This window comes from Rhodococcus sp. SB1D (assembly GCF_048573875.1).
GTDB lineage: Bacteria > Actinomycetota > Actinomycetes > Mycobacteriales > Mycobacteriaceae > Rhodococcus_F > Rhodococcus_F qingshengii.
Genome location: NZ_JBMAIQ010000009.1, coordinates 1 through 13,371 on the forward strand (window position 1 = coordinate 1; position 13,371 = coordinate 13,371).

At 61.9% G+C, this 13,371-nt stretch carries 13 protein-coding genes; 10 read left to right on the forward strand and 3 right to left on the reverse strand.

Translation table 11 applies throughout. The features are described from left to right. Positions 1–12: 12 nt before the first annotated feature. Complete coding sequence (locus ACN50D_RS19730) at positions 13–675, reverse strand: 3-oxoacid CoA-transferase subunit B (RefSeq protein ID WP_020906493.1); 663 nt, start codon at positions 673–675, stop codon at positions 13–15. Further along, on the reverse strand, positions 672–1,439 hold the full coding sequence (locus ACN50D_RS19735; RefSeq protein WP_212633928.1) for a CoA transferase subunit A: 768 nt from the start codon (positions 1,437–1,439) through the stop codon (positions 672–674). Before ACN50D_RS19735 ends, ACN50D_RS19730 begins: the two co-directional genes overlap by 4 nt. A 167-nt stretch (positions 1,440–1,606) precedes the next feature. On the opposite strand from ACN50D_RS19735, the gene ACN50D_RS19740 reads away from it, so the two are divergent. After that, complete coding sequence (locus ACN50D_RS19740) at positions 1,607–2,386, forward strand: IclR family transcriptional regulator (RefSeq protein WP_003941461.1); 780 nt, start codon at positions 1,607–1,609, stop codon at positions 2,384–2,386. Here the strand turns inward: ACN50D_RS19740 and ACN50D_RS19745 are convergent. Continuing rightward, positions 2,383–2,985 carry a helix-turn-helix domain-containing protein gene (locus ACN50D_RS19745; RefSeq protein WP_037129607.1) on the reverse strand — a complete coding sequence of 201 codons (603 nt, stop codon included), beginning with the start codon at positions 2,983–2,985 and terminating at the stop codon, positions 2,383–2,385. The two genes, ACN50D_RS19740 and ACN50D_RS19745, sit on opposite strands and share 4 nt — an antisense overlap. Positions 2,986–3,096: 111 nt before the next feature. On the opposite strand from ACN50D_RS19745, the gene ACN50D_RS19750 reads away from it, so the two are divergent. The 9 genes from ACN50D_RS19750 to ACN50D_RS19790 all read left to right on the forward strand — a co-directional run bounded on the left by ACN50D_RS19750 (position 3,097) and on the right by ACN50D_RS19790 (position 13,366). Next, positions 3,097–4,500 carry an MFS transporter gene (locus tag ACN50D_RS19750; RefSeq protein ID WP_065456050.1) on the forward strand — a complete coding sequence of 468 codons (1,404 nt, stop codon included), beginning with the start codon at positions 3,097–3,099 and terminating at the stop codon, positions 4,498–4,500. Positions 4,501–4,609: 109 nt separating this feature from the next. After that, positions 4,610–6,517, forward strand: coding sequence for an alkyl/aryl-sulfatase (locus tag ACN50D_RS19755; protein ID WP_065456049.1), 1,908 nt, complete (start codon positions 4,610–4,612; stop codon positions 6,515–6,517). 17 nt (positions 6,518–6,534) lie between these two features. Next, positions 6,535–7,515, forward strand: a complete 981-nt coding sequence (locus ACN50D_RS19760) for a linear amide C-N hydrolase (RefSeq protein ID WP_042452399.1) — start codon at positions 6,535–6,537, stop codon at positions 7,513–7,515. A 104-nt stretch (positions 7,516–7,619) separates the two neighbouring features. Further along, positions 7,620–8,951, forward strand: a complete 1,332-nt coding sequence (locus ACN50D_RS19765; RefSeq protein WP_212633929.1) for an MFS transporter — start codon at positions 7,620–7,622, stop codon at positions 8,949–8,951. A gap of 46 nt (positions 8,952–8,997) precedes the next feature. Beyond that, positions 8,998–10,194 (forward strand): anhydro-N-acetylmuramic acid kinase, encoded by a 1,197-nt coding sequence (locus tag ACN50D_RS19770; RefSeq protein ID WP_042452394.1) that lies wholly within the window; start codon positions 8,998–9,000, stop codon positions 10,192–10,194. Beyond that, positions 10,191–11,066 (forward strand): MurR/RpiR family transcriptional regulator, encoded by an 876-nt coding sequence (locus ACN50D_RS19775; protein WP_003941452.1) that lies wholly within the window; start codon positions 10,191–10,193, stop codon positions 11,064–11,066. The genes ACN50D_RS19770 and ACN50D_RS19775 overlap by 4 nt, the downstream gene beginning before the upstream one ends. A gap of 71 nt (positions 11,067–11,137) precedes the next feature. Further along, positions 11,138–12,055, forward strand: a complete 918-nt coding sequence (murQ, locus tag ACN50D_RS19780) for an N-acetylmuramic acid 6-phosphate etherase (RefSeq protein WP_212633989.1) — start codon at positions 11,138–11,140, stop codon at positions 12,053–12,055. Continuing rightward, entirely contained in the window at positions 12,056–12,835 is a 780-nt protein-coding gene (nagB, locus tag ACN50D_RS19785; protein WP_003941456.1) for a glucosamine-6-phosphate deaminase, read from the forward strand. Positions 12,836–12,895: 60 nt separating this feature from the next. Then, positions 12,896–13,366: an FAD-dependent oxidoreductase gene (locus ACN50D_RS19790; RefSeq protein ID WP_249343225.1), complete on the forward strand. Its 471-nt coding sequence runs from the start codon at positions 12,896–12,898 to the stop codon at positions 13,364–13,366. The last annotated feature ends 5 nt before the right edge of the window (positions 13,367–13,371 follow it).

Here is a 13,371-nt window from a genome sequence, read left to right on the forward strand (position 1 = left end):
TTGTCGTGTCGGTCATGCCAGTTCAACTTTCAGTTCGGTGCCGGTTGCGGCGACTACGTCTTCGACGCTGACATCGGGGGCGAGTTCACGCAGGACGAGTGGGCCTTCGTCGCTCACGTCGATGACGGCGAGGTTGGTGATGATCCGATTCACCACGCCCTGGCCGGTCAGGGGCAGGGTGCACGCGTCGACGATCTTGGGGTTGCCGTCGCGGTCGTTGTGCTCCATGACGACGATGACACGCCGGGCACCGTGGACGAGGTCCATTGCGCCGCCCATGCCCTTGACCATCTTGCCGGGGACCATCCAGTTTGCGAGGTCACCCGTCTTCGACACCTGCATACCGCCGAGGACTGCGGTGTCGATGTGGCCGCCGCGGATCATCCCGAACGAGAGGGCCGAATCAAAATATGCTGCACCGGGGTTGACGGTCACGGTCTCTTTGCCGGCGTTGATGAGGTCAGGATCGACGTTGTCCTCGGTGGGATACGGTCCGGTGCCGAGAATTCCGTTCTCCGAGTGCAGGACCACACGAACGTCCGAGCCCAGGTATCCGGGAATCAGTGTGGGAAGGCCGATTCCGAGATTGACGTACTCCCCGTCGATCATCTCTGCAGCCGCCCGCGCTGCCATCTGCTGGCGCGTCCAACCCGTCACTGTCACTGGTGCGGTCATCGTGGGGTTCCTTCCGAAGCGCTGACGGTTCGCTTTTCGATTCGCTTGTTCTGAGGGCCGGTGTGCACAATTCTCTGCACGAAGACTCCGGGCAGGTGCACCGATGCCGGGTCGATTTCACCGGGCTCGACCAGACGTTCCACCTGCGCGATGGTGACCCGTCCCGCCATCGCGGCGAGCGGGTTGAAGTTCATCGCGGTCTTGTCGAACACGAGGTTGCCGTCGGTGTCTCCGAGAACAGCGTGCACGAGTGCGTAGTCGGCGTTGATCGCCTCTTCCATCACGTAACGCTTGGTTCCGAAGACGCGAGTCTCCTTCGGAGGCGATGCAATAGCGATCGAGCCGTCGGCGTCGTAGCGCCATGGCATTCCGCCGTCGGAGATGGGGCTACCCACTCCGGCCGGTGTGAAGAATGCCGGGATTCCGGTTCCGCCGGCGCGCAGACGCTCAGCGAGCGTTCCCTGCGGCGTCAGTTCCACTTCGAGTTCGCCGGCCAGGTACTGCCGGGCGAACTCCTTGTTCTCACCGACGTACGACGCGGTCACCCGTCGGATACGTCCCGCGCTCAGCAAGATTCCGAGGCCGTGATCGTCGACGCCGCAGTTGTTGGAGAACACCTCGAGGTCGGTTGCACTCGTAGCTGCGATCGCGTCGATCAACACGTCGGGGATGCCGCACAAACCGAATCCGCCGACTGCCAGCGTTGCGCCGTCGACGATGTCGGCGACCGCGTCTGCTGCGGACTCGTACACCTTTGCTGTCATGTTCTCTCCCTGCCAGGCGTTCATTGAGTAGACACTCACTCACTTTGATATCCAGTGAACTATCTCCAGTTCACAGGTTCAAGGAATATCGAACATCAACCGAGAACTGATCGACTACTGATCGTCTGAAGAAAATTCGTTCACTGAATGGACGCTAGGATAAAGGCATGCCAACTCACGAGCAATCGCCGGCCATGGTCGCGCGGGTGGCGGCACTTCTACGAGCCCTCGGCGCGTCCGAACCAACGGGCGCTTCCACCACGGAGTTGGGCAAGCTCACCGGCCTCGCTCGGCCCACCGCGCACCGACTGCTCACGTCCTTGGCTGCCGAAGGGCTGGTCGACCGTGACGCACGAACCGGTCGGTGGTCGCTCGGTCCGGAGTTGTACCTCTTGGGGGCGGCGGCCGGAAATCGGTACGACATCACCGACCGCGCTCGCGACGTCGTCGACGAACTTGCCCGGGTCACGGGGGAGAGCGCATTCCTGTCGGCACGTCGAGGTGACGAGACTGTCTGCATCCTGAGTCAGGAAGGCAGTTTTCCGCTGCGATCTCACGTGCTGCACGAGGGGAAGCGTTTCCCGTTGGGAGTCGCGTCGGCCGGCCTTGCCATCTTGAGCCACCTACCGGCGCGGGACGTCGACGACTATTTCGCCCGGGTGAATCTGGATTCGGAATGGGGTGAGATCCACAGTGAGACATCGATTCGAGAGCGAATCGAGTCGACGCGTGTCACCGGGTACGCGGTCAATCCAGCCCTCATCGTCGAGGGAAGCTGGGGGATGGGTGCCGCGGTGTTCGACCGCAACGGTCGCCCGGCCTGGGCGTTGAGCCTGACCGGAGTGGAAACTCGCTTCCGGCCCGCGCGTCATGCCGAGTTGGGAACGCTGCTCCTCGAGCACGCTCACACACTGTCGAACCGATTGAAAACGCATGCAGTGAACTAACTTTCGGGAACCAGGTCTTGTGCAGTAGTAGTTTTTGCCTTCGTGCGCACGTGTGCCTTCTCGCCTTGCGGGCCGAAAAGATGCAAGATTTCCACCACCTGTTCATCGGCAGGCCCGAACCAGTGGGGCTCGGCAGTGTCGAACTCCGCGACTTCCCCGGGGTGTAGGAGAACCTCGTTCGCCCCCAGGATGAGACGCAGATCCCCGGCGAGGACGTAGAGCCATTCGTAGCCGGCGTGGGTGACGAGCTTCGGTGGACGCGGACCGATCACCTGCTTGAAGACCTGCACGCGGCCGGGATAGCGCGTCAACGGAACGACGGCACTGCCGTTCTTGCGTCGGCTCGGGGTGAGGTGAACCCGAGGATCGCCCGTAGCGGGGGCGCCGACGAGTTGGTCCAGCGCGACCCGGTGCGCTCGGGCAAGCGGCAACAGCAGATCGAGGGTGGGACGACGCTTCCCCGATTCGAGGCGTGAGAGTGCGCTGACGGAGACGCCGGTGGCTTCGGACAGGCCCTCGAGGGTCAATCCGCGATCGCGTCGGAGCGTGCGCAGTCTCGGTCCGATATCGGTGATCAACTGCTCGAATTCAGCATCCATGCTGTCCATCTTTGCAGTTTCCGCAAAATTTCTACCGGCTTCGGACGCTGGAGAGCAACGATCCTTCGACAGTCGAGTACGGCAGAGCACTTCGAGAGATGGAGTCCGACCATGAAACCTTCGAGCGGGATCGAACCGCAAGTGATCGGACTCGATGCAGGGCGGCGATGGGGCATCCTGGCGATCTGCTGCACGAGCCTGTTCGTCGTCGGGTTGGACACCACCATCGTCAACGTGGCCCTGCCGACGATCGGTGAGGGATTTCGCGTCGGAACCCGTGGTCTGGAATGGGTCGTCAACGCATACACACTCGTCCTGGCGAGCTTGCTGATCTCGTCCGGAGCAGTGGCCGATCGTTTCGGCAGGAGACGAGTCTTTCAGATCGGGCTCGTCGTCTTCGGGGTGGCGTCGATTGCCTGCGCGCTCGCTCCGTCCGTCGAGATGTTGATCGCGGCGCGGATCGTCCAAGGCGTCGGCGGGTCGATGCTCAGTCCGGTTGCCTTGGCGATCGTCGTCAACGTGATGACCGACCCGAAGGAGCGGGCCAAGGCAATCGGGGTGTGGGCCGCGGTCTTCGGCCTGAGTATGGCGGCAGGGCCGATCGTCGGCGGCGTGCTCATCGAAAGTTTCGGCTGGCGATCGGTTTTCTGGATCAACGTGCCGGTGATCTTGGCCGTGCTCGTCTTGACTGCTGTGTTTGTTCCGGAGTCCCGAGCGCAGCAGTCGCGACGACTCGATCTTCCCGGTCAGTTGCTACTGGTGATTCTTGTCGGCGGGGCGGTCGCCCTTCTGATCGAGGGTCCGCGAATCGGATGGTTCTCTGCCGCGGCGACGGCAGGATATGTCGTTGTTGCTGCAGCGTTGGCCGCATTCATCCGCGTCGAATCACGCAAGCGCGAGCCACTGATGGATCTGGCACTCTTTCGCCGCAGAACGTTCTCGTCGGCTGTGATCGGCGCTGTCGTGGTGTTCGTGGCGTTGAACGCGACGCTACTGCTCGGCACGTTCTACTTGCAGCACTCCCGCGGTATGAGTCCGGCCCTGGCCGGCGCGATCACCCTCCCGATGGCCGTTGCGGCAACGGTCTGCGCGCCGTTGTCCGGAATACTCGTCGGACGCTTCGGCCCGCGGCGACCGCTGCTGATCGCCGGTAGTTTCACGACGCTCGGTGGACTGTGCCTGGTCTCGCTCGACAACAACACGGCGATTCCGATGCTCTTGGCCGCTTACCTGTTCCTCGGTATCGGATTCGGGTTCTCGAATGCCCCGATCACCAACACCGCCGTCAACGGGTTGCCGAGATCGCAGGCGGGGCTTGCTGGTGGAATAACCTCCAGTGCACGCCAATTCGGTGCTGCTCTCGGTGTTGCGCTGGCCGGTGGCATCATCGGCGGCAGTGCATCGGTGGATGTCGCGCAGGCATCGAGGTCGGGATGGATCCTGGTTGCCGGATGTGGGATCGCGGTCCTGGTGATTGCACTCGCATCTCGGAATTCCGAGGAACTCCCCGGCTGATCACCTCGCGTGTTCGTGGGCGCTTCACCCTGCGCGGGTGATTCCAAGCGCGTGCCCAACCGATACAGATGATGGGGTATCAGATCGTCGTATCCGAGCGGGGAGTGCCATGTGCCAGACACCGAAGGACGCAACACCGGCCACAGTCACGGCGAATCGCGAGGCAGTCGCACGGTATGCCATGGACGACCGGCAGGATTTTGCCGACGCGGATCGAGGGTTGATCGCTCCGTTGCCGGGCAAGGTTGTCGCCGATGACGGGCATACGGTCTTCGATCCTGATGCGATGGCATACCTCGGTGACGATGTTGCCGCGCCGGAGACAGTCAATCCGAGCCTGTGGCGTCAAGGACAACTGATGCGCCGAGGTGGTCTGTATCAGGTGACGGATCGCCTTTACCAGGTACGGAACAACGACCTGGCAAATTTGACGGTTGTCGAAGGTGGCGAGGGACTGATCGTCATCGACTGTATGGCGGGGGTCGAATCGGCGCGCCAGGGTATGAAGATGATTCGTGAGCACGTCAGCGACAAGCCAGTTTCGGCGATCATCTACACGCACACCCACATCGACCACTACGGCGGAGTCAAAGGGATCGTCGATCTGGACGACGTGACGTCCGGGCGAGTTCCGATCATCGCACCGGGCACGATCGCGTCGTTCGACAAGTTCGCGATCGGGGAAAACGTCGTCGCCGGAAATGCCATGGCGAGACGGTCCTTCTACGCCTTCGGTGGATTGCTCGATCTCGATGCCAAAGGGATGGTTACCTGCGGCATCGGCACGATCAGCACGAAAGGTCCACTTGTCTCGTATATTTCCCCCACTGACAGCATCACGGAGACCGGAACGAAGCGTGAGATAGCCGGTCTGGAATTCGAGTTCCTCTACGCGCCGGATACCGAGGCCCCGGAGGAAATGCACATCTGGATCCCCGAACTCGCCGCGCTGACCTGTGCGGAGAATGCCAATCATTCGCTCCACAACATCCAGACCTTAAGAGGTGCGCGCACTCGCGACGCTCGGAACTTCGCGCGGTATCTGGACGAGACTCTCGAGCGGTGGGGAGACGACGCGGCTGTTCACTACGGACCGCACACGTGGCCGGTGTGGGGTAACGAGAACCTGGTGCCGTTCATCGAATCGCAAAGGGACACTTACAAGTACATTCACGACCAGGCACTCCGTCTCGCGAACAAGGGGTACACGCCGCTCGAAGCTGCCGAGGTGATCGAACTACCGGACGAACTCGGGCGCAAGTGGTACAACCGCGGATATCACGGCACTCTGCACCACGACGTTCGCGCCGTGTACACCAAGGAACTGGGAATGTGGGACGGCGATCCGGTGTCGCTTCATCCTCATCCGCCGGTCGAATCGGCGAAGAGGTTCGTCGATCTCCTTGGCGCGCAGAAGATCCTGGACGAGGGTAAGCGGGCATTCGACGCCGCGGACTACCGATGGGCGGCAGAGATCCTGCACAAGTTGGTGTTCGCGCAACCGGAGAACGCCGAAGCGAGGAACCTGCAAGCCGACGTCTACGAGCAGATGGGCTATCAAGCCGAAGGGCCGCAGTGGCGTGGGATCTATCTCTCGGCCGCATTGGAACTACGCGAGGGCGCCCAGCCTGCCCCGTACGTCACGGCAAGTCAGGACAGTGTCCTCGCGATGCCCATCGACATCCTCTTCGACTTCGTTGCAATACATCTCATCGGCGGCAAGGCCACCGACGCGGAACTGCGGATCGATTTCGTGTTCACCGATCGCGGCGACGAGGCATGGACTGCGTGGGTCAAGCGCGGTGTCCTCAATGCACGTAAGGGTGCGTCACCGAACACACAACTGACGGTCTCGGGCCCGAAGGCGGCGCTCGTGGGAGCGCTTCTTCAACCGGGCGCGGCCGCCGAACTGGCCAAGGCCGGGCAGATTTCGCTCGACGGAGACGAATCAGCGCTCGAGACGCTGGGAGGGTTGCTCGATACCTTCGATCCCAGTTTCAATATCGTCACGCCGTAACGAAGGGATAGCTTTCGATGTGTACACGCTTGGTCTACTTGGGGCCCAACGACACTGTGATCACTGCTCGATCGATGGATTGGAAGGTCGACCTCGGAACAAACCTCTGGGCATTCCCGCGCGGCATGACCAGAGAGGGCTGTGCAGGTCCGAACTCGATACAGTGGACGTCGAAATACGGAAGTGTTGTCGCGACGGCCTACGACATGTGCACGACCGACGGGGTCAACGAGGCTGGGCTGTCTGCCAATCTCTTGTGGTTGGTCGAGTCCGAGTACCCGACGTATGACGGTTCGACCCCGGGATTGTCGATCGCGGCGTGGGCGCAATACGTCCTGGATCGCTTTGCGACAGTTCAGGAAGCGGTCGAAGTACTCGCGTCGGAACCGTTCACGGTAGTGACCGCTGCCGTTCCCGGCGAAGACCGCCTCGCAACGCTGCACATGTCGCTCTCGGACGCCGGGGGAGACAGCGCGATCATCGAGTACGTCGGTGGACGCCCGACGATTCATCACAGCCGTGAGTACCAGGTGATGACCAATTCGCCGATCTTCGATCAGCAACTCGCCGTCAACGAGTACTGGAAGCAGATCAACGGGACCGTCATGCTGCCCGGAACAAACCGTGCCGCTGACAGATTCGCTCGGGCGTCGTTCTATGTCGATGCGATACCGCAGACGGACGATCCGCGGGCGGCGTTGGCATCCACCTTCAGTGTTATTCGGAATGTGTCGGTGCCCCTGGGTATTTCGACTCCCGATGAGCCCAACATTTCATCGACCCGTTGGCGCACCGTCGTCGATCACAAACGCACGCTCTATTTCTTCGAGTCGGCGATGACGCCCAATACCTTCTGGGTGGACGTGGCGTCGATGGATCTCGCGGAAGGGACACCCGTCCGAAGGCTCGGACTCGGACCGAACGAGAGCACCGTCTATTCCGGTGACTCCACTGACCAGTTCGAACGGGCGGAGGCATTCACGTTCGCGGGAGCATAAGGCTTCGGGGCGTAGTAAAAATCCAATCGTGAAACTTCTTGACATTCCTACTCCGTTCAGATGAAACTTTGTTGCATATTCGGGTTTCGTCAACGGAGGACGGCATGGGCATCACAGTGCAGACACGGAACGATGGTGCGCAGCTCAAACGGCGCAGGGCGCTCGTCGCCGGCTCCGTCGGAAATTTCATCGAGTGGTACGAGTTCGGTGTGTACGGGTTCTTCGCGACAATCATCGCGTCGAACTTCTTCAGCGCCGACGGTTCCGGCGACCTCGAAAGCCTGATCAAGACGTATGCGTCGTTTGCGTTGGCGTTTTTCTTCCGCCCAGTGGGGGCCGCGCTGTTCGGTCGACTCGGTGACCGCATCGGCCGACGTCCCACCCTGGTGATCGTTCTTCTGCTGATGTCGGCTGCGACGACCCTGATCGGTGTGCTCCCCACCTACGAGAGCGTCGGAATTCTGGCACCGCTTCTCTTGACGGTCCTTCGAATTCTGCAGGGATTGTCGGCCGGTGGTGAGTTCGGCGGTGCGGTGTCGGTGATGACCGAGTTCGCTCCGCCCGGACGACGTGGGCTGTACGGCTCGTGGCAGTCGTTCACCGTCGCACTCGGACTGCTCGCCGGTGCGGGTATCGCAGCACTCCTCGCCACTGTCCTCGACCCGTCACAGCTCGGTGACTGGGGCTGGCGTATCCCGTTCCTCCTTGCACTGCCGATGGGGCTGGTTGCCCTGTGGCTCAGGCTCCGGCTCGAAGAAACGCCGTCGTTCGAGCGTGCTCGATCAGTCCAGTCCGAACCGACAGCTGATGCGCCGGCGCCGGTAGTGCAGCCGACTGTCGGAGAGACGGCCAGGGCGATTCTGCTCGGAATCGGGCGGTTGATGGGGTGGTCTGCTGCCGGTTACACGTTCCTCGTCGTGATGCCGACTTATCTTCAGAGTTCGCTCAACGCGACTTTTCATCAGGCACTTGTTGCTTCCGTGCTCGCCAATGCGGGCTTCGCGGTGACCATTCCGATCGCGGGTGGACTCAGCGATCGCATCGGACGACGCGCGGTCATGCTCACCGGCACCGTGATAATTCTGGTCTCGGCTCTGCCGCTGCTCAACGTCCTGCAGAACGAGCAGACGTCTTTGACAGCCAAGGGATTTGCAGTGTTTGCCGCCGGCGCCGCAGTGGGACTTGTTGCCGGACCCGGACCCGCCATGCTCTCCGAGATGTTCCCCACCTCGGTTCGGTACACCGGATTGGGACTCGCATACTCCCTGTCCAACGCGGTCTTTTCGGGCTGCGCCGGTTTGATCATCACGTGGCTGATCAAGGAAACTTCCAATCTCGATATTCCGGCCTACTTCGTGATGGCAACGTGCGCCGTCAGCGCGATCGCCTTGAGTACCTTGCGAGGGAATGCCCACAAGCGGGCACTCGTCGACTGACCGCAGTTCTTCCGAATGCCGAAACGATGCGAGTAAGGGATATTTCATGAGAGTCATCGGTCTGATGTCCGGTACTTCGTACGACGCTATCGATGCTGCCGCAGCAGACATCCGGATCGACGGGGACACTCTTGTGCTCACCCCACTGGGCATGGTCAGCGAACCGTATTCCGGTGAGTTGCGGGCTGCGGTGGCGGCTGCGGTACCGCCGGCGTCCACCACTGTCGGTCAGATCTGCCAACTCGACACCGAGATCGGACAGGCATTTGCGGCCGTGGCTGCGCGGGCGAACGAGGAACTGTGCGGTGGCAGTGCGGAATTGATCTCCTCACATGGTCAGACGATGTTCCACTGGGTCGAAGGAGCGCAAGTAAAGGGCACTCTTCAGCTCGGGCAGCCGGCCTGGATAGCCGAGAAGACCGGATGCACGGTCGTGTCGGACCTGCGCTCTCGCGACGTGGCGACGGGTGGTCAGGGTGCACCACTGGTCAGCGCATTCGACGTATTGTGGCTCAACGGAAGAACTTCGGGTTCCGTCGCGCTCAATCTCGGTGGCATCGCGAACGTCACTGCTCCGGGAGGCGCTCCGACATCGACGGCAGATGGTGCCGCAGTACCGATTGCCTTCGACACCGGCCCCGCAAATGCGTTGATCGACGCTGCGGTAAGCGAATTCACCGCGGGGGAGCAGTGGTTCGATCTCGGAGGTGCTCTGGGCGCAGCCGGCACACCGAACGTCGATCTGCTCGCACAACTACTGAGCGAACCGTATTACGCGCAGCCCGCTCCCAAGAGCACAGGCAAGGAATTGTTCCATCGGGACTACCTACTCGCCGCACTGCGGGGCTACGAATCCTTGTCTCTGGCCGACATCGTCGCGACACTGACTGCACTGACCGCCCGGACCGTCGCCGATTCCGTCAAAGCGCTGGCGGCTACCGAAGTGGTGGTGTCAGGCGGTGGCACCAAGAACCCGACGTTGATGGCGATGCTCCGTGACGAACTGGGCGACATCGCGCTTGTCTCTTCGGACGAGCTCGGCGTCACTTCCGACATCAAGGAAGCATTGGCTTTCGCGGTTCTCGGCTATCTCACCGCACACGGATTGCCTGGAAGCATTGCTTCGTGCACCGGTGCGCGTCACGCCAGTGTGCTCGGATCTCTGACGCCAGGAAGCCGTGGGCTGCCTAGAATCACATCGGTGCCGTCAGCTCCGAAAACGATGCGAATCGAGGCGTTATGACTTTGGACCGGAGTGCTCCGGCGTCCGTCGACCTGCTTGCTCGTATTCGTGCATCACTGAGTAGCCTCTCGCCTGCCGAGCTGCGGATCGCCGAAATCATCGAAGCCGACCCCAGTCTGGCCTCCACCCTGACGGTCAACGACCTCGCCGAACGAGCGTCGACAAGCACGGCGACAGTGGTCCGCACAGCCAAACGACTCGGTTTCGAGGGTTATCCACAGCTTCGTCTCGCGCTGGCGGCGATCAGCGGGTCCGGTACAGAGAACACGATTCCGCTCGGTGTGGACATCGTTGCTGCCGACTCGGCCGGTGAGGTGATGGCCAAGCTCGCCGAGTTCGAATCCGAACAACTCAAGGGCACGGCGCAATTGACAGATCCTGCTGCGCTCGAAGAAGTTGTGTCCCGGATTCGATCCGCCCGCCGCGTCGAGGTCTACGGCATCGGCGCCTCTGGCATCGTCGCGCAAGACCTCACGTTGAAGCTCTCTCGCATCGACGTCAACTGCCGGGTTCATCTCGACCGAGACGCGGCCATGGTCAGCGCCAGCTTGCTCGGACCGGACGACATCGCAGTGGGGATCTCACATTCAGGTGAGACTTCGGATGTCGTGGAACCACTTGCCCTTGCCCGTCGAACCGGGGCGTCGACGGCTGCGATCACCGGAGGGGCGCGATCGACGCTCGCCGTGCAGTCACATCACGTTCTGCTCACTGCCGGTAGAGAATTCGGTTTCCGATCGGCTGCGATGGCAAGCCGCACCGGTCAGCTGTTGGTAGTCGACACAATTTTTGCGATGGTGGCGCACTCGCTGCCCAGCGCACTCTCTGCTCTGCAACGAAGCCATGATGCCATTGCTTCGAAGCGGCACTGACGAGGAGTCGTCGCTGTGAGTACTGACGAGGAGTCGTCGTAATGAATATCGATCGAGGAGGACTCGCCACAATGCAATTGGAAATGCTCTCCACCGAGAGACCCAACCCTCTGACCCGCGATCTCGATGTCATGTCGGTGTCGGGTCTGCTGACGGTGATGAATCAACAGGACGCAATCGTGGCCGGCGCGGTGGCAGCGGTACTACCCGCCATCGAAGCCGCAGTCGACTTGATCGTCGCGGCCCGAGCACAAGGTGGTCGACTGATCTACCTGGGAGCGGGGACAAGTGGGCGTCTGGGAGTTCTCGACGCAGTGGAATGCCCTCCGACGTTCGGGACCGATCCGGGCGAGGTGATCGGCATCATCGCCGGTGGCCCAGGAGCGTTTCTGAACGCCGTCGAGGGGGCAGAGGACGATCCGCGAGCGGCTGGGGTCGATCTCGACGCAATCTCGTTGAACGCCAACGATGTCGTGGTGGGTCTGGCTGCCAGCGGTCGTACCCCCTACGTCATCGGGGGACTCGATCACGCTCGCGAACTCGGCGCTGCAACAGTGGCAGTCTCGTGCAACCGGAACGCGGCAATGAGTTCTCACGCCGGCGTGGCCATCGAAGTGGAGACCGGCCCCGAAATCCTCACCGGATCGACGAGGCTCAAGGCCGGAACTGCGCAGAAGATGGTGTGCAACATGCTCTCCACGGCCAGTATGGTTCGCTCCGGGAAGGCATTCCACAATCTGATGGTCGATCTTCGGCCGACCAATGCCAAGCTTGTCGATCGTGCGAACCGGATCGTCGCGGCAGCCACCGGAGTCGATACCGAGATCGCTGCGGAGACCATCGACGATGCCGATGGTCATGTGAAGGCAGCGGTCGTCATGTTGTTGGCCGAATGCGACTTCGCCGAAGCAACCGAATTGTTGGACCGCGCTTCGGGTTCGGTACGTGAGGCCATCGTCGGAGCGGGCAAGAGCGGCGAGGAAGTCTGAATGGAAATCGTCATAGTTCCCAGTCCGGAGGACGGCGGGCGAATCGCTGCAGATATCGTTTGTGGCGCAATCGAAAACGGAGCGCGGACGCTCGGCCTCGCGACCGGATCGTCACCGCTGCACACGTATCGAGAGCTGATCAAGAGGCATCGAGAATCGGGAGTGTCGTTCGCGGCGATGAGCGCGTATCTTCTCGACGAGTATGTAGGTCTCACGTCCGATCAGCCGCAGTCCTACGCGCACACCATCCGCACGGAACTCGTGGATCACCTCGACATCGACAATGCGCGAGTGTTCAGCCCCGACGGCGGGGCCGCGGATCCCAGTGACGCTGCCCGGCGTTACGACGCTGCCATCGCCGAAAACGGTCCCATCGACGTGCAGATCCTCGGCATCGGCCTGAACGGACACATCGGTTTCAACGAGCCCTCCTCCTCGCTTGCATCGCGCACCCGAGTGAAGACCTTGACCGAGAGGACCCGCGCCGACAATGCACGGTTCTTCGCAGACCCAGCCGACGTACCGCATCATGTGATCACGCAAGGACTCGGAACCATCAGTGATGCACGGCATCTCGTCCTGATCGCGGACGGCGCCCGCAAAGCGCCCGCCGTCCGGGCCGCGGTCGAAGGTCCGGTCTCGGCATTCTGCCCGGCGTCGGTGCTGCAGCTGCATCCACACGTGACCGTCATAGTCGACGAGGCAGCTGCCGGCGAACTCCAACTAGCGGACTTCTACCGCTACACAACCGAGCACAAGCCTGCAGAGCAGGGTTACTGAAAAGCGGGCTGCTGAAAGCGGACTTGATCTCCAGCGCAGTTGAGGTCCTAGCCTCGGGGGATGATCAACGCCAGAGGTCCAGCGGTATCCCCGCCTGCGGCGCCCCGATTCTTCTCACCACCGCTCAGTGTCGCGATCGTCGGAGCGGGGCCGGCGGGAATCCACGCCGCCGGCGCTCTCGCCGAACTTGCGCCCGGCACCAAGACAGACGTGTTCGAGCGTCTACCGACGCCGTACGGACTGGTGCGCTACGGTCTCGTACCAGGGCACCCCGAATCCGAAAAGTTCGCCCATTCTCTGCACACCACGCTGGTCGCCAGTGACTTCCGGCTGTTCTGCAACGTGGAGATCGGAAAGGACCTTTCCGTCGGTGACCTACGTTCTTCCTACGATGCCGTGATCATCGCAACCGGTGCGCCGCGGGATGCACCCTCGACATTCCCGGCGTCGAGCTTCCAGGTTCTTTCGGTGGCGCCGAGTTTGTCGGTTGGTACAACGATCACCCGGACAGCTCGCCGCAGTGGCCGCTGAACGCG

Bases quoted from the DNA above. Each gene is read 5' to 3' on its own strand.
- ACN50D_RS19730 (WP_020906493.1), bottom strand. From the start codon at position 675: ATGACCGCACCAGTGACAGTGACGGGTTGGACGCGCCAGCAGATGGCA.
- ACN50D_RS19790 (WP_249343225.1), top strand. From the start codon at position 12,896: ATGATCAACGCCAGAGGTCCAGCGGTATCCCCGCCTGCGGCGCCCCGA.
- ACN50D_RS19735 (WP_212633928.1), bottom strand. From the start codon at position 1,439: ATGACAGCAAAGGTGTACGAGTCCGCAGCAGACGCGGTCGCCGACATC.
- ACN50D_RS19755 (WP_065456049.1), top strand. From the start codon at position 4,610: ATGTGCCAGACACCGAAGGACGCAACACCGGCCACAGTCACGGCGAAT.
- murQ (WP_212633989.1), top strand. From the start codon at position 11,138: ATGCAATTGGAAATGCTCTCCACCGAGAGACCCAACCCTCTGACCCGC.
- ACN50D_RS19740 (WP_003941461.1), top strand. From the start codon at position 1,607: ATGCCAACTCACGAGCAATCGCCGGCCATGGTCGCGCGGGTGGCGGCA.
- ACN50D_RS19770 (WP_042452394.1), top strand. From the start codon at position 8,998: ATGAGAGTCATCGGTCTGATGTCCGGTACTTCGTACGACGCTATCGAT.
- ACN50D_RS19750 (WP_065456050.1), top strand. From the start codon at position 3,097: ATGAAACCTTCGAGCGGGATCGAACCGCAAGTGATCGGACTCGATGCA.
- ACN50D_RS19760 (WP_042452399.1), top strand. From the start codon at position 6,535: ATGTGTACACGCTTGGTCTACTTGGGGCCCAACGACACTGTGATCACT.
- ACN50D_RS19775 (WP_003941452.1), top strand. From the start codon at position 10,191: ATGACTTTGGACCGGAGTGCTCCGGCGTCCGTCGACCTGCTTGCTCGT.
- ACN50D_RS19765 (WP_212633929.1), top strand. From the start codon at position 7,620: ATGGGCATCACAGTGCAGACACGGAACGATGGTGCGCAGCTCAAACGG.
- ACN50D_RS19745 (WP_037129607.1), bottom strand. From the start codon at position 2,985: ATGGATGCTGAATTCGAGCAGTTGATCACCGATATCGGACCGAGACTG.
- nagB (WP_003941456.1), top strand. From the start codon at position 12,056: ATGGAAATCGTCATAGTTCCCAGTCCGGAGGACGGCGGGCGAATCGCT.